The organism is Nitrobacter winogradskyi, from assembly GCF_006539545.1.
Lineage (GTDB): Bacteria > Pseudomonadota > Alphaproteobacteria > Rhizobiales > Xanthobacteraceae > Nitrobacter > Nitrobacter winogradskyi_A.
The window spans coordinates 1-19,048 of the sequence record NZ_BJNF01000020.1; the positions used below are offsets into that span (position 1 = coordinate 1).

The window sequence follows — 19,048 nt, forward strand, 5'->3', positions numbered from 1 at the left end:
GAAGAAAACGCGTCAAATCAAAATCATAGAGCCCGCTTCCGATTCGACCAGAAGCGGAAAGACTCTAGAAAACTCCGCACCGGAAACGACCATGTATGCTCGCCTGCTCCGCTGCTCGTCTATGACGCCTGCGTGCCATCACCAGGAAAATCACAAAACTACGCCTGAGGCTCCCGTCGAGCGGGAGCCTTCATTTAGTTTCCATACGCCCGCCGAAAGGCCGGCGTTTTATAACCACTGCTCGCCGTCAAGCGGCTTCGTCGGCAACGGCGGCATCATCACCGTCGGCTTCCAGGTCGCCGTCAGCCTCGGCGCCCGCCTCCGCCTTGGCGCCGCGGCGCGGACTCTTGGCCAGTTGACCCTCGATTTCCTTGACCGCTTCGGTCTCCGTGACGTGCTGAACGACCGCAATCTCACGCGACAGGCGATCAAGCGCGGCTTCATAGAGTTGACGTTCGCTGTAGGACTGCTCCGGCTGGGATTCCGATCGATAGAGGTCGCGAACCACTTCGGCGATCGCAACAATATCCCCGGAGTTGATCTTCGCTTCATACTCCTGCGCCCGCCGCGACCACATGGTGCGCTTGATACGCGCGCGACCCTTCAGGGTTTCGAGCGCCCGCTTGACCAAGCTCGGTTCGGACAGCTTACGCATGCCGACATTGGCAACCTTCGCCGTCGGCACCCGCAGTGTCATCTTGTCCTTGATGAAATTGATAACGAACAGCTCAAGTTTGGCACCGGCAATCTCTTGCTCTTCGATCGCCAGAATCTGGCCGACGCCGTGCGCGGGATAGACTACGAACTCGCCGGTCTTGAACCCCTGGCGCTGGGTCAGAACCTTCTTCGGCTCCTCCACGCGCGCGCCTGCCCTGGCAACCGGCTTCACCGCAGGCTTACTGGCCACAGCCACCTTCGCAGCGGGCTTTGCCGTCGGCTTGACAGAGGTCCTGGAACCTACCTTCGAGGCGGAAGCGGTCTTGGAAGCAGTCGTCCTCGATCCGGCTTTCGAAGCAGCGGTCTTCGACGCAGACGCAACAGTTTTCGAAGCGGAGGTCTTCGACGCAGCGGTGTTTGCGGACGCTCTGGCGGTCTTGCTTGGCATTTCGCCTCTTTTATTTCTTGAGGATTTTCCGGCCGAACGCTTGGCAGCCGTCGTTCGCGTGATCGAGGCGGCAGTCCGGCCACGAGCTTTTGTTCCACCGCGGCGAGCGGTAGACGTCCTCGAACTCGTTTTTTTACGTGTTTTCTGTGACACAGCCCGCGCGTGGATACCCACGCCTTCCTGGATGTTCACGCCGGAGTCCTTCCGGACTCATAAGCAGGTAAATGTACAGTCGAATTCGGAAACACGCTCAAGATAGCACATTTTCCGCAAAAATCAATGATTTATGCGCACGCCAGCGCTCTGGCGGACTTTCCATGCCTCCAGTCGTCAAAAAAGGTAAATATTGACCGGTGGACCAGAACCGCCGGAGCGCACCTCCCAAAGGCGCGCGAAAAACAATCAGTCTCCCGCGCCGGGATCTGGAGAAAAATATTTCTCGAACTTGCCTTCCTGGCCCTCAAAATCCTTGGCGTCCGGCGGAGTTTCCTTCTTCTGCGTGATGTTCGGCCACTTGCCAGCGTACTCTGCATTGACCTCAAGCCATTTCTCAACGCCCGGCTCGCTGTCCGGCTTGATGGCTTCCGCCGGGCATTCCGGTTCGCAGACACCGCAATCGATGCACTCGTCCGGATGAATGACGAGCATGTTCTCGCCTTCGTAGAAGCAATCGACAGGGCAAACTTCAACGCAATCGGTATATTTGCATTTGATGCAGGCATCGTTGACGACGTAAGTCATCCAAGGCTCCGGGAGGCTCGATTTTGCAGGTTGGGTAGCGCAGGAATAGCGCTGCCGCAAGCCGGGGAACCACCCGCCCGGCGCAAGTGGTCCCTCAAGCCGGGTGTCCAATTCAACTGCGTTGGATCGAACTCTTCTTATTCCCTTCAACGGAGCATGATGCTGCCCGAAAACCCGCTCCCACCTTGCGGTGGCGACCCCTCGGGTTCGGATCAGGCTCCAGTTCCACCGGAAACATCCGACAGATCGTCATAGAGAGCCCGCGCCACGGTCGAGCCACCTCGCCGTTCGGCAAATCCGGTAATCTTCAGGATACGAATGCCACCATCCAGTCTGATCGTGAGCACGTCGGCAATCCTGAGGGGGTGGCCGGGAGACGTTTGCCGTAGTCCGTTGACACGAACATAGCCGGCCTCGACCAGCGCCGCGGCCTGGGCGCGGGCCCTGACCACCCGCGCGTGCCACAACCATTTGTCGAGACGCTGGCGCTCCAGGACATCCAACGGGGCCACTCCGATCGCGAACCACGCCGACGACGACAATGCCCTCAATCAATAACTATCCTGATCGCAAACCCGGCATCAACCCTTGCTGAATATGCGTCTGAGGACCGGCCATTCAATCCTTGCGGCCGGAAAGCTGATCCTTGAGGGCGGCCAGTTTGGCAAACGGCGAGTCCGGATCGATCGATGGCTCGCGCTCGCGCGGCGCGCTGCTGGCGTAGGGCCGATGCGAAGGTCCGGTATCGGAACGCCCCTCGCGACCACCCTTGCGGAAGCCCTGAACCCGGCCCTTGTCCTGATCCCTGTCTCGCCCCTTGCCCTTGAAGCGCTCGCGCGGCGGGCGCCCCTTACCTTCGCGCGACTCGCTCTCACGGCCTGCGGACGTGCTTTCGGCCGGTGCGCCGGTCGGCTGCCGCCGTCTGCCCCGCCCGTAGCGCTCGCGTCCCTGCGCTCCCTCGGACCCCTCGCCGTCCGCGAGCGCCGCCTGCGGGCCATCCGTCTTCGGCTGCTGCCGGCGATACCGATTGCGATCGTGGCGTGGACGTCGATCGACGGCTCGCCCGCCCGGCCGCCAGACCTCGACCGTCGCCGGCTCACCGTCCGCCTCCGGCGGCGAAGCGTCAGTCGCGGTCATCGCGGCGGAAGCCGCGTCTCCTTCGACCGCGCCCCCGGCAACGACGAGCGCGGAATCATCCGGCGCAGCATCGTTGGCCGCCGTCTCCTCGACGTCGGAGCCCTCCGAAACCTCAACGGCTGGCGAAGATGGCTCCTCGACCCTTTCGGCCGCCGCTTCGACGATTGGGGCAGAAACTCCGGATAAATCCGCATCCGGCGCGGTCTCCGGTTCAACAGAGCCGGTATCAGCCGTATCCGCGAGGTCGGAAGCAGGCCCCTCGTCCGGGGGCACGACATCACTCGTCGCCGCCGGCTGCGGCGCGCTTTCCGGCGCTCCGGCAGCAGCCGCTTCCACGGCGGCATCCGCCACGGCGCCGCTCTCCGTTGCGGATGGCGGTGCCGGGCACCGTTCCATGCGATAGCCGAGGGCGCGTAGAATGGAGGCGAAATCCTCACCCGCAGTGCCCGCGAGCGAGGTCATGGCCTGCGTCACGACAAACCCGCGCCCATCGAACGCGCCGGCCGGCTTCTCGCCGGGCGCCCCTTCCCGCCACGACAGCGCCGGACGGATCAGGTCCGCAAGCCTTTCCAGAATATCGACGCGGACGGCGCGCTCGCTGCATTGCCGATAACCGAGGGCGCGGTAGGCGTCGCGATCGAGCAGCTTGTCCGCCGGGAACGACGTGCGGCCGCTGCTGGCGAGATGCTGCGCGCTCGACAGCGCCGAGAGATCGACATTGTCCTGCTTCAGCGCCCACAACAGCGAGGCCAGCGACCGCGCAGCCGGCTTCAAAAGCAGGGGAAAATAGATATGGTAAGCGCCGAAACGCACCCCGTACTTGCGCAGGGAAGCGCGCGACGACTGATCGAGATCCTTCAACTCCGCAGCGATCCTCGAACGCTCCAGCACGCCGAGCGATTCGACCAGCTGGAAGGCGATGCCTCGCGCAATCCCGGTGACGTCCTCCGCTTTCGACAACTCAAACAGCGGCCCGAGAAGCTTCTCGATATGGGTCTTCAGCCATAGATCGAGCCTGGCCTGCACCGCCTCGCGCGGCGCCCCGGTCAGCCGTTCGTCGGAAATGATCCGCAGCCGCGGATGCAGCGCGTCGTCCGCCGCCACCAATCGCGCCACCGCGTCGCCCGTCCAGCGGATGGTGCCGTCCGAGGTCAGCACGAACTGGTCGTCGGGCGCTCCCGACAATTTCTCCGCGCGCGCCTCGATTTCGCCGGCCAGCGCCTTTTGCGCGATAGCCTGCAATGCCTTGGCTTCGGAGCCCGCCTCCGCCGCATCCGGCGCGAACGTAAATCCGTCGAGACGGCCGATCACATGGCCCTCAACGATCACCTCACCCGTCTTGCCGATTTCCGTATCCAGCATCGTGTTTTCCCGCAAGCGGCGCATCAATACACTGGTCCGGCGGTCAACGAAACGCTCCGTGAGCCTTTGGTGCAGCGCGTCGGACAATTTATTTTCGGCCTCGCGCGAAATTCCACGCCAATGCTCGGGATCGGCCAGCCAGTCCGGACGATTCGCCACGAAAGTCCAGGTCCGGATCTGCGCGATCCGCGCCGACAGGGTATCGATATCCCCGTCGGAACGATCGGCCTGAGCGATCTGAGCCGCGAACCAGTGGTCAGGAACCCTGCCCTGGCGCATCAGAAAGCCGAACAGCGTCGTCACCAGTTCGGCGTGAGCCGCCGGCGCGATCTTGCGATAATCCGGGATCTGGCAGGCGTCCCACAGCCGCTCCACCGCAGCCGCGGTCTGCGCCATGGCGCGGACCTCGACGTCGCGCGCCGCATGATCGAGCACCCGCAGGTCCTCGGCGATCGGCGCGCGAGTCAGCGCCTCGTGCGAGGGTGTCAGCGCCAGCGAGGCCTGCAAGGCGCCGAGCGAGGAAAAATCGAGATCGGAATTGCGCCACTGCAGGGTTCTGACCGCCTCGAAGGTGTGATTTTGCAGCGCATCCACGAGTTCGGGCTCGAACGGCGCGCAGCGCCCTGTGGTGCCGAAGGTGCCGTTGCGGGTAGCGCGGCCGGCGCGGCCGGCGATCTGCGCGAATTCAGCCGGGGTGAGCCTGCGAAACTGGTAGCCGTCATACTTGCGGTCCGAGGCGAAGGCCACGTGATCGACATCAAGATTGAGGCCCATGCCGACCGCATCGGTGGCGACCAGATAATCGACGTCACCGGACTGGAACATCTCGACCTGCGCATTGCGGGTGCGCGGGCTGAGCGATCCCAGCACCACGGCCGCCCCGCCGCGCTGGCGCCGGATCAGTTCGGCGATGGCATAGACCTCGTCCGCCGAGAAGGCGACGATCGCGGTGCGGCGAGGTTGCCGGGTGATCTTGCGGTCGCCCGCGAATTCAAGCTGGGACAGCCGCGGGCGCGTGACGATGCTCGCGCCCGGCAGTAGCCGCTCGACGATCGGGCGCATGGTGGCGGCGCCGAGCAGCAAGGTCTCGTCGCGGCCACGGCGATGGAGAATGCGATCGGTGAAAACATGGCCGCGTTCAAGATCGGCGGCGATCTGGATTTCATCGATGGCGAGGAACGACACGTCGAGATCGCGCGGCATCGCTTCGACCGTCGAAACCCAGAAGCGCGGGCGCGGCGGCTTGATCTTCTCCTCGCCGGTGACCAGGGCGACGGAGTCCACCCCGGCGCGGTCGACGATCTTGTCGTAGAGTTCGCGGGCGAGCAGCCGCAGCGGCAGGCCGATAATGCCGGAGGAATGCGCCAGCATCCGCTCGATGGCCAGATGGGTCTTGCCGGTGTTGGTCGGACCGAGCACCGCCGTCACGCCCGCACCGGGCGCGCGACCATTGCCGGGCGGAAACATCGAGGATGAGAAGGCCATAGTCTCCGAGGGCTTTCGCGGCGCCATAGCGTTTTCGAGCGGAGCACGTCCCGGACATTTAGCCGGGGATGAATGCCCGCTCGCGTGAAGAAATCCACTTTTGCTGAATACGCGCTAGTGGAGCGGGGAGGCGAGTGTCAAATCCGGAATGGCTATCGACCTGACCGTGTCGATCCCAACCCCTGCGCAGACACCTCTGTTTCGAGCGGGACGCAAGTATTTCGATCGGATCCACAGGTTCGGATGTGTTTCACAATGCGACGCTTATGGGGTCGCAGCTTAAGCTTTGGAACGAGTCCGGAACGAATCGCGCCCGAATCGCTGACTCCTGATCTGTCCGGCTTCGTTCACCACAACATATCGTGTTTGAAAGGAGATGTTGAAACCAGATCAAGTTCTAAGCGCCCGACAAGAGCAGCAAATTTCATTCCGTTCATGAATTTCTGGTCGCATGAATTCAGCCGCAGGAGTCAACAGGATTCGCTCCAAGCAAATGGTTCCCCTGTCGCCGCGTGGCTACCGCGTTTTAACCGGCGGCTGCGCAGGCATGGCGGTGGTGTTGAACTCGGTCGCCTCCAGCTTGCCTGTGCCGAGCGGCGTCGGAATCGTCACGCGATAGGGGACCAAGACCCGCGTTCCGGCGATCGGCGCGAGCCAGACCTCCATGTCGCGCTGGGCCGCCAGATACTTGATCGCATAGCGGTCCGGGACGTAGCCGGCGATCGGCGAGAAATAGATCGCACAGACCACGACCGGCCCCTGATAGCCTTTTTCCGACTTCACGGTGTCCATGCGCTTGAATTCGAGGCGCAGGTCGTAGCGCATGCGCCCGTCGAAAATTCCCGTCGAGGAATGACAGGCGTCCCGGCCAAGCAGGTCGGCGGCGCCGGGAACCAGCAGCAGCGTGGCGCTCATGGGATCGGAGACGCCTCGCTTGTGCGCGTCGTTAACGGGAATGCGCTTGGGGTCGACCGGCGGGCTCGGCTCGATGACGAAACCCTTTACATTGCCGCCCGCCAGCGACATGCGAATAGTCTCGGATTTCCTTGAAGACGAGATGGTCGCGGTATAGCTCGCCGGACTCAACGCGCCATTGACGATGCGGCCCTGCGAGGAGCCGGTGCCGGTGCCATGAGCGAGCGCCTTGAGAAGTCCCGTGGCGCCCCCGCTTGCCGCGGCCGAATACTGATTGTCGAGAATATCGACCGCCCAGGCGCCGGTGCCGACGAGAATCCCAGCCAGGGTGACGTCATAGCGAGCCTCTAACTTACCCTGCGCTTGCGCCTGCGCGGTCAACATCCCGGCCAGCATGGCGATCGACAGGCCGGCCGGTCTTAAGACCGAACAAAGTATCCATCGGAACAACAGCGTTCGGCATAAGCTCACGACAAGTGGTCCTGCTTACTTTTATCCGGCCTCATATACGCTAACAGACTTGTACGTTAACAGGCCTGGCTTTCCCAGGCTGCTGCCGTTTTCCTGGCTGTGACGACATTCTGCCGGAAAATGCACCTGAGTCTTTATGTTTTAACGCGTTTTCTTCACGCGAACCGGTCCCCACTTCGCTCGAAAACGCTATCGCGGCTTGACGCCCCGCCGCTGTCCACTTATACGTCCGCCGTTCCTGAAATGGACGCGATTTCGAACCCCGAGCCCGCCTCGCAGGCTGATGCCCGGGGACGACAGAGGATTTTCGCCATGTCCCGGCGCTGCGAACTGACGGCCAAGGCCCCATTGGTGGGCCACAAGGTCAGCCATTCCAACATCAAGACCAAGCGGCGCTTCCTGCCGAACCTGGTGAACGTGACCTTCGTGTCGGAAGCCCTTTCCAGTTCGGTCCGGTTCCGGGTGTCGACCCATGCCCTGCGGAGCGTGGACCATCGCGGCGGCTTCGATGCCTTTCTGTTGAAGGCAAGGGATTCGGAGCTTTCACCGAAAGCGATCGAGCTCAAGCGCCAGATCCAGAAGAAACAGGCTGCCAAGGCCGGCTAGAGCATGTTCGCTTCTGATTGAATCAGAAGCGAGGCTCTAGATTATTGTTTTGACGCGTTTTCTTCACGCGAACCGGTTTCCGCTTCACTCGAAAACGCTATAAAATATTTCCTTCCCGGTTTTCGGTGCCAGCACGGGGCTTTCCCGTGCTTCAATGCTCGGCCAGCGTGAACTGCATCAGCAGCGTGCGTTGGAACAACGAAAAGTTGTCGTCGGACACCAGCGTCAGAACGATTTCGCCATCGTCGTTCACGAACGCACTCAGACCTTCGTAATTGTCGATCTCCTGTCCAAGTCCCGCGTCGAAAATCGACGGGCCATCCACCAGCGCGCCAGGTGCGATCGCATCGATCCCGATGCGACGGATACGAATGCCGATACCGCCGGTCAGCGAGAATTTGCGCTCGAGGATCAATATATCCCCCGAAGGCAGCAAGCAGGCATCGCTGATATCGTAGTTCTCGGTCCGGCGGATGGTGAACCGGCCGGGCGAGGGTCCGCCGATCAGGAATGCGAGGATATTGCGTTCCGTATCGAGCCCCCGTTCTGAGATCGCGATCAGCGTGCCGCCCAGCGGCCGATCGCGCGGAACGATCACCATCGCCTCAAGGCCGCGGTTGAACGGCAGCCTGCGGATCGCCGCCGGCACCTCGACCTCTTCTCCGCGCGCGCGGGTGTATCCCTTGGCAAAATCGAACCGCATGATCCGGTTAGCCCGCTCGATTCCGACATAGACCAGCGACCCATCGCGCGCGATCGATTCCGTATCGAACCAGCCGCGCTCGGTGATCGGCCTGCCATCGCGGCCCAGCATCGGCGCCGCCTCGACGTCCGCAAGCCCGACCATCTCGCCGGACGCCGCATAGACGATGCGGCCGGTGAACCAGGAGCCCTTGTCGCTCGCCGAGATGAATTGCCGGCCTTTCGAATCAAGCCGCAGGCTCGACAGTCCTCCGAAGCCGCGAAACGCCGAGGTCAGGATCAACCCGCCGCGAAAGGTAAGCGATCCGAAGCGGGTGCGCGAGCGATCGCGCAGATCGAAGGCCGCGACAGGACGGGCGTTCACGGTGATCGAAACCGGCGCGGGCGGCGTCAGTTCATCGGGCGGCGGCTGTTCCGGCGCGTGCGTTGCGAATTGCGCGGAGGCGACGGTAGAACCGGTCAACAGCAGGCAGGATGCCGTCAGAAAAAGCAGGCGGCGGCGATCGATCGATGATGCCATCTTGCGGAGAAACCAATCTGTCGGCGATGCGTCCCATACGCAGGACGGTATCCCGCCCGGAATGCAACCAGGGTGCCGCCGTCTACGAATGCAGCTTGCGTGGCCGCCGGACCGGACCCGGCGGCGGCTCATGGGTCTCGCTGAACAGTTCGGCGAGCTGTTCGGTCATGGCGCCGCCGAGTTCCTCGGCATCCACGATAGTCACCGCGCGGCGATAGTAGCGCGTCACATCGTGACCGATACCGATGGCTATCAGTTCGACCGGGGATCGGGTTTCGATTTCCTCGATCACCCACCGCAGGTGACGCTCCAGATAATTTCCCGGATTGACCGACAGGGTCGAATCGTCGACCGGCGCACCGTCCGAGATCATCATCAGGATCTTGCGCTGCTCGGAACGGCCCAGCAGCCGCTTATGCGCCCAGTCGAGCGCCTCGCCGTCGATGTTTTCCTTGAGCAGGCCCTCGCGCATCATCAGCCCGAGGTTTTTCCGCGATCGCCGCCAGGGGGCATCGGCCGCCTTGTAGATGATATGGCGGAGATCGTTGAGCCGCCCCGGCGTGACCGGCTTGCCGGCGGCGAGCCACGCCTCGCGCGACTGCCCGCCCTTCCAGGCCCGCGTCGTGAATCCGAGAATTTCGACCTTGACCCCGCAGCGCTCCAGCGTGCGCGCCAGAATGTCGGCGCAGGTCGCCGCCACCGTGATCGGCCGGCCCCGCATCGAACCGGAATTGTCGAGCAGCAGCGTCACGACGGTATCGCGGAACGTCGCCTCCTTCTCATGCTTGAACGAGAGCGGCTGATAAGGATCGATCACCACGCGCGACAGCCGCGCCGGATCGAGAATGCCTTCTTCCAGATCGAACTCCCAGGCGCGATTCTGTTGCGCCATCAGGCGGCGCTGAAGACGATTGGCGAGCCGCGCCACGATGCCCTGCAAGTGAGCAAGCTGCTTGTCGAGGTAGCTGCGCAGCCGCTCCAGTTCATCGTGGTCGCAGAGATCCTCGGCGGCGATCACCTCATCGAACTTCGGCGCGAACGCATGATACTCCGGACCGCGCGGCTCATTGGCGCCGCCCGCATTGGGCCGCGTCGCCTCGCCAGGCATCTCCTCCTCGGCAAGATCGCCATCGTCGAACGTGTCGCTCACGGAGGCCTGCGCGCTTTCCATGGCGCCATCAGGCATGTCCTCCGTGGTGTCATGCGCCTGATCCGCGCTCATCTCCTGGGCGGCCTCGCTGTCGGGCGAGCCTTCCGTACCGGACTGATCGTTCTCGCCCTCGCGGTTGTCGTCCTCGTTCTCCTCCTTCTCCGTCTCGGCGCGAGTGTCGTCACCAAGATCAAGTTCCGACAGCAGATCGTGCACAAGATCGCCGAACTTCGCCTGATCCTCGGTAAAATGGCTGAGCTGGTCCAGCCGGGCGCCGATCTTGTCCTCCAGGAACGGACGCCACAGATCGACCAGCCTGGACGCGGCGGCGGGCGGCGGCAGGCCGGTCAGCCGCTCGCGCACCATCATCGCCAGCGCATCCGACAGCGGCGCGTCGGCCCGGTCGGTGATCTCGTCATACTTGCCGCGATGGAAGTGATCATCGAGCATCGCGGTGAGATTCCTCGCGACGCCCGTCATCCGGCGGGAGCCGATGGCCTCGACCCGGGCCTGCTCGACCGCGTCGAAGACGCCGCGCGCCTGCGGATTGCCCGGCACGAGCTTGCGATGCACTTTCGGATCGTGGCAGGCGAGCTTCAGCGCGATGGAATCCGCATGCCCGCGCACGATCGCGGCGTCCCGCCTGCTCATCTTGCGCCCGGGCTCGGGCAGCCGCGCCTTGCCTGGCGACAGGCCGGGCCGCTCGATGGCGAAGGTTACCTCAAGCTCCGGCCGCCGGGAGATCGCGCGCAGGCAGGACGTGACCGCGCGCTTGAACGGCTCGGTCGGCGCCTCCTTCGGCGAGGCACGGAACCTGTTGCTGGGCGATGCGGTGCTCATGAAAACCTGTACGATGGTCCCGTATGCGCGGGAGCAGCCAGAATAAACCCCTCACCCGGCTCGCTCACGCGCGCTGGAGCGCCGCCGGGCTTGCCGACCTCTCCCTGATCGCCGGGAGAGGTGAAACGTCTCAACTCAACGCGACGTTGACCGCGGACTCGCTCAGTTCGACGTTGAAGCAGCGCTGGTAGAATTCAGCAACCAGCGGCCGCTCGAGTTCGTCGCATTTGTTGAGGAACGTGACTCGAAAGGCGAAGCCCAGATCGTCGAATATCTCGGTGTTCTCCGCCCAGGTGATCACCGTGCGCGGGCTCATCACCGTGGAGAGATCGCCGTTGGCGAAAGCGTTGCGCGTGAGATCCGCCAGCCGCACCATCTTGCCGACGGTGTCGCGGCCTTCCGGCGTGCGATAATGCTTGGCCTTGGCCAGCACGATCTCGACCTCGTTGTCGTGCGGCAGATAATTCAGCGTGGTGACGATGTTCCAGCGGTCCATCTGCGCCTGATTGATCTGCTGGGTGCCGTGATAAAGACCCGACGTGTCCCCGAGGCCGATGGTGTTCGCGGTCGCGAACAGGCGGAACGCCGGATGCGGCTTGATGACCCGGCTCTGGTCCAGCAGCGTCAGGCGGCCTGAGGATTCCAACACGCGCTGGATCACGAACATCACATCCGGACGGCCAGCATCGTATTCGTCGAAGCACAATGCGACGTTGTTCTGGTAGGCCCAGGGCAGGATGCCATCGCGGAATTCGGTGACCTGCTTGCCGTCCTTGAGCACGATCGCGTCCTTGCCGACGAGATCGATCCGGCTGATGTGACTGTCGAGGTTGACGCGCACGCAAGGCCAGTTCAACCGCGCCGCCACCTGCTCGATATGCGTTGATTTGCCGGTGCCATGATAGCCGGTCACCATGACGCGGCGGTTCTTGGCGAAGCCGGCGAGAATGGCCAGCGTGGTCGCGCGATCGAACCGGTAGTCGGGATCAACATCCGGCACATGCGGATCGGTCCCGGAATAAGCGGGGACTTCGAGATCGCTGTCGATCCCGAACACCTGCCGCACCGACACCTTCATGTCGGGAAGGCCGGTGGGAGTCTCGGTATTGGTTATGGCGGCGGTCGTCATCAATCCTCCGAGGTTCGGGCGCGCTCCCGAAACCAGGACTGCGCATGGCTGCGGACGAGGGGCTCGCGAAATTTAGCAGAGAGCGGCAGCCGGCAGAAGCCCGTCGCCAGATCAAAGTTCCATTGGAATATCATCGAGATAAGCACCATATGCAGATTTTGGAGGGCTCTTTTGCGAATCAAGGTCCCATTCGGCCAAATTTGCCGGGAAAACTTTTGAACCAGGGATATCGTGACCGATTCATCGCGCATTCGAACAGCCGGGGGATCGCCGATACCGGGTTCGTCTGTTTCGCCGTCCTGACTTGCCGCGCGGCCCAAGGCCATCCGGCAGACGAGCGAGCCGGCTAGACTGTTGTTTTGACGCGTTTTCTTCATGCGAACAGGTCATCCACCTCGCTCGAAAACGCTGTAGCCATCATTGGAGTGATCATGACCAGACCTCTCGTGGTTTCCATTCCGCACCGTCTCGGCAAGGATGAAGCGCTGCGCCGGATGAAAGCGGGGCTCGGCAGCGCCCGAACGCAATACGCCCAGTTGATCCAGGTCAATGAAGAGGTGTGGAGCGGCGACCGCCTGGTCTTTTCCGTCACGGCCCTGAAGCAGCAGGTATCAGGAATTCTGGACGTGTCCGAAGAGCACGTTCGTCTCGAAGTGACTTTGCCATGGCTGCTCAGCCGCCTGGCTCAAGGGATTCAGGGCGTCATTCAGAAAAAAGGGACGCTGATGCTCGAGAAGAAGACGGATAAAAGCTGAGAGGTTGCGCCAAAGCGCGACAGCAACCGGCGCGGGGCGGCGGCCTTACGCGCCGCGCACGACCGTCTTCAGGTAATTATACGCCTTGATGATCTCGATCAAGCGATCTTCCGTCGACCGGTCGCCGCCGTTGGCATCTGGGTGATGCTGCTTGACCAGCGCCTTGTATTTCGCCTTGACGGTTTCGAGGGTGGCGTCGGCGCCGAGCCCCAACACCTGCAGCGCCTTGCGCTCCGCATTGAAGATCTTGCGGGTCTCGGGTTTGGATTCGAACTGCGGGCCGGAGCGCCATTTCCCACGGCCATTGAGTTCGCCGAACACACTGAAGGGATCAGCGACGCCCTCGGCATCGATGGCATCGGCCCTGCCTTTGCCCTTGGCGCCGTTCGCGCCCATCTTCCAGGTCGGGCGATGGCCGGTCAGCGCATCCTTCTGATAGCGCGCGACCGCTTCCGCATTCATGCCCTGGAAAAAATTGTAGGACTGATTGTAGGCCCGGACATGGTCGAGGCAAAAATGAAAATACCCGCCTTCGTTGCCGCGACCTTTCGGCGCGCGGTGTGATCCCCTGCTCTGACAGTCCGGCCATTCGCAGGCGACCACTTCCTCGCGCTCGCGCATGCGCGGTTGCTTCGCACCGGCCCTTGGCTTGATGCGGATGCTATCGAAGAATTTCGACGTGTCTATCGGCATGATCTGTCTTTGACACCGCAATGCTCCAGGCTTCAAGTCTTGACATCGCATTTATTCCGGACGGCGGCCGCCATTGACGGAAAGAAACGATAAGCGTTAAGTCGCCCGCCATGAGCGTCAAGGATAACATCTCAAAGAAACTCAGCGAAGCTTTCGCGCCCGAAAGCCTCGATGTCGCCGACGAGTCATATCTTCATGAAGGTCACGCCGGCCATCGGCCGGGCGGCGAGACACATTTCCGTATTCATATTGTATCGCAGGCGTTCGAAGGAAAGAGCCGGGTCGAGCGTCATCGCATGATCAATACGCTGCTCGCCGCGGAACTGGCCGGCCCCATTCACGCGCTGGCGATTCGGGCGATGGCGCCGGGCGAACAGCAGCGCTGAACGGCGATCATCGGCCGGCATCGGTCGTCGCCCTATCCGGTCCGTCCGCCAAGAGCCGCTTCAAAGCAGCGTGTCGCCGGCCGCGTCCGCCTCGCTCAAAATTCAGATGCCGCTTTTATCGGAAATTAACCCGCTTTTCAGTACATCAGCACAGACTACCTTCGTGTTACGGTAAAACGCGAACGCAGTAGGACGTAACGCATTCGGATCCGACTCGCTGGAATCATCCATGGCCGAAGCAGCCTCGACGGCGCTCATCGCGGAACTGGAAAGTGCGGTGAAGGGCGGCTCGTCCGAGCGGCGGGTCCAGATGCTTCGCCGTGTCACCGATCTGTTTCTGTCCGACGCTGACCGGCTCAACGAAAACCAGATCAGCGTCTTCGATGACGTTCTGGTCCGCCTGATGGAGCAGATGGAGGCGCGCGCGCTGGCGCAGCTCAGCACGAACCTGTCAGGCTCAAGCCTCGCGCCGAAGGAGACCGTCCGGCAACTCGCGTATCATCAGGATGCGTCGGTCGCGGTGCCGGTTCTGGCACGATCAGCCCGGCTGTCCGAAGGCGACCTCATTGAAATCGCGAGCCTGCGCGGGCCGCAGCATTTGCTCGCCATTTCCCACCGCGAAACCCTGAGCGAAGGGGTGACCGACGCGCTGCTCAAACGCGGCGACGCCCGGGTCTCCCATACGCTGGCCAGGAATACCGGCGCGCGCTTTTCCGAAAGCGGCTACGCGGTCCTGGTTGAAAGCTCCGAAAAGGACGATGCGCTCGCCGAGAAGCTCGGGCTGCGACTGGACTTCCCGATCAAGGTGCTCCGTGAACTCCTTTCCCGAGCCAGCGCGGCGGTGCGCGAACGTCTGCTCAAGGTCGCGCCCCCTGAAATGCGCGCAAGGATTCAAGCGGCGATCCAGTCAGTAGTCGAGCAGATCGCCTCTCCAAGCCTGGCGCCGGTCAACTACGCGGAATCGGAATCGATGGTGCTCGCCCTGAACCGCGCCGGAAAGCTGGGCGACCAGACCATCAACCGGTTTGCGATACAGGGCGAATATACCCACATCATCGCCGCGCTCTCGCTTCTGAACTCGGTGAGAATCGAAGCGATCGAGCCTCTGCTCGCCAACCCTCGCCCCGACGGGTTGATCGTTGCCTGCAAGGCCGCGCGGCTGAACTGGTCAACGACCCATATGATCCTTCGCAATCGCCCGCATTGCCGTCCCCTGACGGCGCAGGAATTCGAGAGCGGCCGCGAAGTATTCGACGCGCTCTCTTTGTCATCGGCGCAACGCACCATCCGCTTCTGGTCCGCTCGCGGCTCGGCGAGGAAGGCCGACGCGCCGGACACGGCGATCGCCATTTCGGATATCTGAGCCATGAGCTGGGGCAACCGAAAAGCGGATCGGGTGACCTTCGCCACCGGCTATTCCGTCCTGATGATGGGAATCGACGGAACCTGGCAACGGCCATGCACCATGCTGGACATCTCCAACAACGGCGCGCGGCTTCAGGTGAAGGACTCGATCGAGGGGCTGAACCTCAAGGAATTCTTTCTGGTGCTGTCGTCGACCGGTCTCGCCTTTCGTCGCTGTGAACTGGTCCGCGTCAACGGCGACGAGATCGGCGTCAAGTTCGTTGAGGACAAGGTTCCGGGCAAGAAGAAAGGCCGGGCCCTTGCCAAATCCGATTCGTGACAAATCCGCGTGATAAGGCCGGCGCGCTGATCCGCGATCGCGTTCGCTTGAAAACGCCATAGCGCCCGCGCTACTGATCGAGTCAGAAACGCACAGCCTCCAGCGCTCGCGAAACACCCTCGCCCGCGCCCTTCAGGACAACATTCACGTCCGCTTCGGCCTGTTCTCGATCGCCTCCCCGCCACGCGGCACCGGCTGAATGCGCAGCGCCGTGATGCGGTTGCGCTCGCGCCGCAAAACCCTGAAGCGGAAACCATAAAAGGTAAAATTCTGACCCCGCTCGGGGATCGAACGCGCCTCATGAATCACGAGGCCCGCGATGGTGGTCGCCTCCTCGTCCGGAAGATGCCAGTCCATGGCGCGATTGAGATCGCGGATCGGCACCGAACCATCCACCACCACCGAACCGTCGGCCTGTTGCCGAACGCCAGCGACGACCACGTCGTGCTCGTCGGAGATATCGCCGACGATCTCCTCGAGAACGTCCTCCAGCGTCACCATGCCCTCGACTTCACCATATTCGTCGACCACCAGCGCGAAGTGAGTCTTGCGGCGGCGAAACGCCTTGAGCTGATCGGAAACGGGGCGCATCTCCGGAACGAACCAGGGCGGCAACGCGATCGCGTTGACGTTGATGCGGGCTATATCGCCCTCCGAGGCATGAATCGCCCGCAACAGATCCTTGGCATGGAGCACGCCGACAATGTTCTCCGGCTTGTCGCGCCAGAGCGGGATGCGGGTGTATTCGCTGGCCAGCACCTCGCGCACCAGATCTTCCGGAGGCAAATCGGCATTGATCGTCACCATCGCGGTGCGATGAACCATCACGTCCGACACCGCGAGGTCACCGAAGCGGAACACATTCTGGATGTATTCGGCCTCACCGCTTTCGATTCCGCCGTGCTCGGCGGATTCACCGATCAGCCCTTCGATTTCCGCGCCGGTCAACACGTCATGTTGCGAGACCTCCTTGACGCGAAGCGCGCGCAGGATGGCGCGCGAGGCCGAATTGAGCAGCCAGTTCAGCGGATAAAACAGGACATAGGAGGCATGGAGCGGATAGACGATCCACTGCGACACCGGCTCCGGCTGCCGGATCGCCAGCGTTTTCGGCACCTGCTCGCCGATCACGATGTGCAGCGACGAGAATACAAGAAATCCGGTCAGGAACGCGGTCAAATGCAGCGCCGGTTCCGGCATGCCGAGCGGCCGCAGCAGAGGAGCGAGCAGCGCCTCCACCGTTGGCTCGCCGACCCAGCCGAGACCGAGCGACGCCATGGTGATGCCGAGCTGGCAGCAGGCGAGATAGGCCTCGATGTTGCCCATGATGTCTCGCATCAGCCGCGCGCCGAACTGACCGCGCTCCACCATCGCCTTGACGCGGTAGCCGCGGCTTTTCACCAGCGCGAACTCCGCCGCGACGAAGAACCCGTTGGCGGCAAGCAGCAGCACGGCGAGCAGTATCTGGAGAGTTGAACTCATCGTCTAGGCCGGCGCGTCCGCCAGCTTGCGGGCGAGAAAATCCCGAACCATCGAGGGCTCGACATCCGTTGACACCACCGCCTGACCGATCGCCTTCAGCAGGATGAAGGTCAGCCGGCCGCGCTTGACCTTCTTGTCCTGCGCCATCAGCGTCATCAGCGCATCCGCATCGGCCAGCCCCTCCTGCCTGAAGCCGGCGATGTCCTGCAAGCGCGTCGGCAGACCCGCCGCCGCCAGATGTCTCTCGATACGGGACACGTCGGCGGCTGCGATCATTCCGAGTTGCGCCGAGAGTTCGGCGGCCAGCACCATGCCGATCGAGACGCCCTCGCCGTGATAAAGACGCCCGCAAAATCCGGTCGCCGCTTCCAGCGCGTGGCCGAAGGTATGGCCGAGATTGAGCAACGCACGCTCGCCGCTCTCGCGCTCGTCGCGGGCGACGATGGCGGCCTTGGCGCAGCAACTGGTGGCGACCGCGTGCTCGCGCGCCGCATCACCCTTGACGATATCGGCATGGTGGGCTTCCAGCCACGCGAAGAACGCCTCATCGCCGATCAGTCCGTATTTGGCGACTTCAGCATAGCCGGCGCGAAACTGACGCGGCGACAAGGTATCCAGCACGGCGGTGTCCGCGACCACCAGGATCGGCTGGTGAAAGGCGCCGACCAGGTTCTTGCCCTGCGGCGAGTTGATGCCGGTCTTGCCGCCCACGGACGAATCCACCTGCGCCAGCAGCGACGTCGGCACCTGCACGAAATCGACGCCACGGCGTACGATCGCGGCGGCGAAGCCCGCGAGATCACCGACCACGCCGCCACCAAGCGCGACGACAAGATCGTTGCGCTCGATCCTGGCCTTGATCAGTTCCTCACAGACAAATTCGACGCCTGCGTAACTCTTCGAAACCTCGCCTTCGTCGACGACGATCCGCGAGGTTGTGAGACCGGCGCCGGTCAGCGATGCCTCGGCTCGCTGAAGCCAATGAGTGGCGACACAGGCGTCGGTGACGACGGCGACGCGCGCGCCGGGACGCAATGCGGCGATCCGCTCGCCCAGCGACGGCAGGATGCCCCGGCCGATGACAATGTCATAGGAACGCTCACCGAGCGCGACATCGACCGTGATCGGGTCTGATTTTTTCAACGGAATGGTCATTGCGTGGTGTCAAATCCCTCGTCAGGGTCTCTCATCGCGTTTCGCCTGGTTTCGGAGCGGTCGTTTCGCCGCGGCAAAGCCTGCGGTGAAGCAGGCCGATGCATTCATCGACGATCCATTCGTATGGCACGTCGCGCGAGGCGACGGTGATATCCGCCTGTTGGTAGATGGGCTCGCGCTCGGCGATGAGGCGCTTGATCGTCGCGGCGGGATCGGCCGTTTGCAGCAAGGGCCTGTCGGCGCGGCGCCTGACCCGGCGCAGGATCACCTCGGCGTCCGCCTTCAGCCAGATCGAGACCGCCCGTTCGGAGAGGCGTGCCCGGGTCTCCTCGCGCAGCACGGCGCCGCCGCCGGTTGCGAGCACGATCGGGCCGCCATTCAGCAACCGCGCGATCACGCGCGCCTCGCCATCCCGGAAATGGGGCTCGCCGTGGGTTTCGAAAATTTCGGGTATCGGCATTCCGGCCGCAAGCTCGATCTCGGCGTCGGCATCGACGAATCGCATCCTGAGGCGCGCCGCCAGTCGCCGCCCAATGGTGGACTTGCCGGCTCCCATCATGCCGACAAGCGCCAGCGACCGCCCCGCGAGCGCCGCGACAACGGCGGTCTCGGGGGATGCTCCGAAGCTGGCCGATGAAACGGTTTCGGACGTCAAGGGACACCTGCCGGAACATGGCTGCGCGCCCGAAACGGATTCGACATTCGGACCTTCCGCGATTTCTGACGGAGA

18 protein-coding genes are annotated in these 19,048 nt (G+C 63.0%); 5 read left to right on the forward strand and 13 right to left on the reverse strand.

What is annotated here, in order from left to right; translation table 11 throughout:
• Positions 1-247: 247 nt before the first annotated feature.
• The 5 genes from NWI01_RS04100 to NWI01_RS04120 all read right to left on the reverse strand — a co-directional run bounded on the left by NWI01_RS04100 (position 248) and on the right by NWI01_RS04120 (position 7,216).
• Positions 248-1,105 carry a CarD family transcriptional regulator gene (locus NWI01_RS04100; protein WP_141382670.1) on the reverse strand — a complete coding sequence of 286 codons (858 nt, stop codon included), beginning with the start codon at positions 1,103-1,105 and terminating at the stop codon, positions 248-250.
• A gap of 402 nt (positions 1,106-1,507) precedes the next feature.
• Positions 1,508-1,846 carry a ferredoxin FdxA gene (fdxA, locus tag NWI01_RS04105; RefSeq protein WP_141382671.1) on the reverse strand — a complete coding sequence of 113 codons (339 nt, stop codon included), beginning with the start codon at positions 1,844-1,846 and terminating at the stop codon, positions 1,508-1,510.
• Between the two features lie 212 nt (positions 1,847-2,058).
• On the reverse strand, positions 2,059-2,340 hold the full coding sequence (locus NWI01_RS04110) for a S4 domain-containing protein (RefSeq protein WP_141382733.1): 282 nt from the start codon (positions 2,338-2,340) through the stop codon (positions 2,059-2,061).
• 124 nt (positions 2,341-2,464) lie between these two features.
• A complete protein-coding gene (locus NWI01_RS04115) occupies positions 2,465-5,830 on the reverse strand; it encodes a helicase-related protein (protein WP_141382734.1) in 3,366 nt (1,121 codons plus the stop codon).
• Positions 5,831-6,346: 516 nt separating this feature from the next.
• Positions 6,347-7,216 (reverse strand): DUF3108 domain-containing protein, encoded by an 870-nt coding sequence (locus NWI01_RS04120; RefSeq protein ID WP_244613634.1) that lies wholly within the window; start codon positions 7,214-7,216, stop codon positions 6,347-6,349.
• 312 nt (positions 7,217-7,528) lie between these two features.
• On the opposite strand from NWI01_RS04120, the gene rpmB reads away from it, so the two are divergent.
• Positions 7,529-7,822, forward strand: coding sequence for a 50S ribosomal protein L28 (rpmB, locus tag NWI01_RS04125; protein WP_141382736.1), 294 nt, complete (start codon positions 7,529-7,531; stop codon positions 7,820-7,822).
• A 151-nt stretch (positions 7,823-7,973) separates the two neighbouring features.
• On the opposite strand, the gene NWI01_RS04130 is transcribed toward rpmB, so the two are convergent.
• From NWI01_RS04130 to NWI01_RS04145, 4 genes are all read right to left on the reverse strand, one after another.
• On the reverse strand, positions 7,974-9,044 hold the full coding sequence (locus NWI01_RS04130) for an esterase-like activity of phytase family protein (RefSeq protein WP_141382672.1): 1,071 nt from the start codon (positions 9,042-9,044) through the stop codon (positions 7,974-7,976).
• 82 nt (positions 9,045-9,126) lie between these two features.
• Positions 9,127-11,034: a cobaltochelatase subunit CobT gene (cobT, locus tag NWI01_RS04135; protein ID WP_141382673.1), complete on the reverse strand. Its 1,908-nt coding sequence runs from the start codon at positions 11,032-11,034 to the stop codon at positions 9,127-9,129.
• A gap of 130 nt (positions 11,035-11,164) precedes the next feature.
• On the reverse strand, positions 11,165-12,163 hold the full coding sequence (gene cobS, locus NWI01_RS04140; RefSeq protein WP_141382674.1) for a cobaltochelatase subunit CobS: 999 nt from the start codon (positions 12,161-12,163) through the stop codon (positions 11,165-11,167).
• Positions 12,163-12,540: a hypothetical protein gene (locus NWI01_RS04145; protein ID WP_141382675.1), complete on the reverse strand. Its 378-nt coding sequence runs from the start codon at positions 12,538-12,540 to the stop codon at positions 12,163-12,165. Before NWI01_RS04145 ends, cobS begins: the two co-directional genes overlap by 1 nt.
• 54 nt (positions 12,541-12,594) lie before the next feature.
• On the opposite strand from NWI01_RS04145, the gene NWI01_RS04150 reads away from it, so the two are divergent.
• Positions 12,595-12,918: a polyhydroxyalkanoic acid system family protein gene (locus tag NWI01_RS04150; protein WP_141382737.1), complete on the forward strand. Its 324-nt coding sequence runs from the start codon at positions 12,595-12,597 to the stop codon at positions 12,916-12,918.
• Positions 12,919-12,963: 45 nt separating this feature from the next.
• Here NWI01_RS04150 and NWI01_RS04155 read toward each other — a convergent pair whose 3' ends face one another.
• Complete coding sequence (locus NWI01_RS04155; protein WP_141382676.1) at positions 12,964-13,611, reverse strand: J domain-containing protein; 648 nt, start codon at positions 13,609-13,611, stop codon at positions 12,964-12,966.
• Positions 13,612-13,721: 110 nt separating this feature from the next.
• On the opposite strand from NWI01_RS04155, the gene NWI01_RS04160 reads away from it, so the two are divergent.
• The 3 genes from NWI01_RS04160 to NWI01_RS04170 all read left to right on the forward strand — a co-directional run bounded on the left by NWI01_RS04160 (position 13,722) and on the right by NWI01_RS04170 (position 15,681).
• Positions 13,722-13,997 carry a BolA family protein gene (locus NWI01_RS04160; RefSeq protein ID WP_141382677.1) on the forward strand — a complete coding sequence of 92 codons (276 nt, stop codon included), beginning with the start codon at positions 13,722-13,724 and terminating at the stop codon, positions 13,995-13,997.
• Between the two features lie 229 nt (positions 13,998-14,226).
• A complete protein-coding gene (locus NWI01_RS04165; RefSeq protein WP_141382678.1) occupies positions 14,227-15,360 on the forward strand; it encodes a DUF2336 domain-containing protein in 1,134 nt (377 codons plus the stop codon).
• 3 nt (positions 15,361-15,363) lie between these two features.
• Positions 15,364-15,681 (forward strand): PilZ domain-containing protein, encoded by a 318-nt coding sequence (locus tag NWI01_RS04170; RefSeq protein WP_141382679.1) that lies wholly within the window; start codon positions 15,364-15,366, stop codon positions 15,679-15,681.
• A gap of 144 nt (positions 15,682-15,825) precedes the next feature.
• On the opposite strand, the gene NWI01_RS04175 is transcribed toward NWI01_RS04170, so the two are convergent.
• The 3 genes from NWI01_RS04175 to NWI01_RS04185 are packed head-to-tail and all read right to left on the reverse strand — an operon-like array spanning position 15,826 to position 18,973.
• Entirely contained in the window at positions 15,826-17,163 is a 1,338-nt protein-coding gene (locus NWI01_RS04175; RefSeq protein WP_141382680.1) for an HlyC/CorC family transporter, read from the reverse strand.
• 3 nt (positions 17,164-17,166) lie between these two features.
• A complete protein-coding gene (gene aroB, locus NWI01_RS04180; RefSeq protein WP_141382681.1) occupies positions 17,167-18,318 on the reverse strand; it encodes a 3-dehydroquinate synthase in 1,152 nt (383 codons plus the stop codon).
• Between the two features lie 31 nt (positions 18,319-18,349).
• Positions 18,350-18,973: a shikimate kinase gene (locus NWI01_RS04185; protein ID WP_141382682.1), complete on the reverse strand. Its 624-nt coding sequence runs from the start codon at positions 18,971-18,973 to the stop codon at positions 18,350-18,352.
• Between the last annotated feature and the right edge of the window lie 75 nt (positions 18,974-19,048).

Excerpts from the sequence above, each read along its gene's own strand:
- NWI01_RS04165 (WP_141382678.1), top strand. The coding sequence starts at position 14,227 with ATGGCCGAAGCAGCCTCGACGGCGCTCATCGCGGAACTGGAAAGTGCG.
- NWI01_RS04155 (WP_141382676.1), bottom strand. The coding sequence starts at position 13,611 with ATGCCGATAGACACGTCGAAATTCTTCGATAGCATCCGCATCAAGCCA.
- NWI01_RS04150 (WP_141382737.1), top strand. The coding sequence starts at position 12,595 with ATGACCAGACCTCTCGTGGTTTCCATTCCGCACCGTCTCGGCAAGGAT.
- NWI01_RS04170 (WP_141382679.1), top strand. The coding sequence starts at position 15,364 with ATGAGCTGGGGCAACCGAAAAGCGGATCGGGTGACCTTCGCCACCGGC.
- NWI01_RS04145 (WP_141382675.1), bottom strand. The coding sequence starts at position 12,540 with ATGAAGAAAACGCGTCAAAACAACAGTCTAGCCGGCTCGCTCGTCTGC.
- aroB (WP_141382681.1), bottom strand. The coding sequence starts at position 18,318 with ATGACCATTCCGTTGAAAAAATCAGACCCGATCACGGTCGATGTCGCG.
- NWI01_RS04115 (WP_141382734.1), bottom strand. The coding sequence starts at position 5,830 with ATGGCCTTCTCATCCTCGATGTTTCCGCCCGGCAATGGTCGCGCGCCC.
- NWI01_RS04130 (WP_141382672.1), bottom strand. The coding sequence starts at position 9,044 with ATGGCATCATCGATCGATCGCCGCCGCCTGCTTTTTCTGACGGCATCC.
- cobS (WP_141382674.1), bottom strand. The coding sequence starts at position 12,163 with ATGACGACCGCCGCCATAACCAATACCGAGACTCCCACCGGCCTTCCC.
- NWI01_RS04175 (WP_141382680.1), bottom strand. The coding sequence starts at position 17,163 with ATGAGTTCAACTCTCCAGATACTGCTCGCCGTGCTGCTGCTTGCCGCC.
- NWI01_RS04160 (WP_141382677.1), top strand. The coding sequence starts at position 13,722 with ATGAGCGTCAAGGATAACATCTCAAAGAAACTCAGCGAAGCTTTCGCG.
- NWI01_RS04100 (WP_141382670.1), bottom strand. The coding sequence starts at position 1,105 with ATGCCAAGCAAGACCGCCAGAGCGTCCGCAAACACCGCTGCGTCGAAG.
- rpmB (WP_141382736.1), top strand. The coding sequence starts at position 7,529 with ATGTCCCGGCGCTGCGAACTGACGGCCAAGGCCCCATTGGTGGGCCAC.
- cobT (WP_141382673.1), bottom strand. The coding sequence starts at position 11,034 with ATGAGCACCGCATCGCCCAGCAACAGGTTCCGTGCCTCGCCGAAGGAG.
- fdxA (WP_141382671.1), bottom strand. The coding sequence starts at position 1,846 with ATGACTTACGTCGTCAACGATGCCTGCATCAAATGCAAATATACCGAT.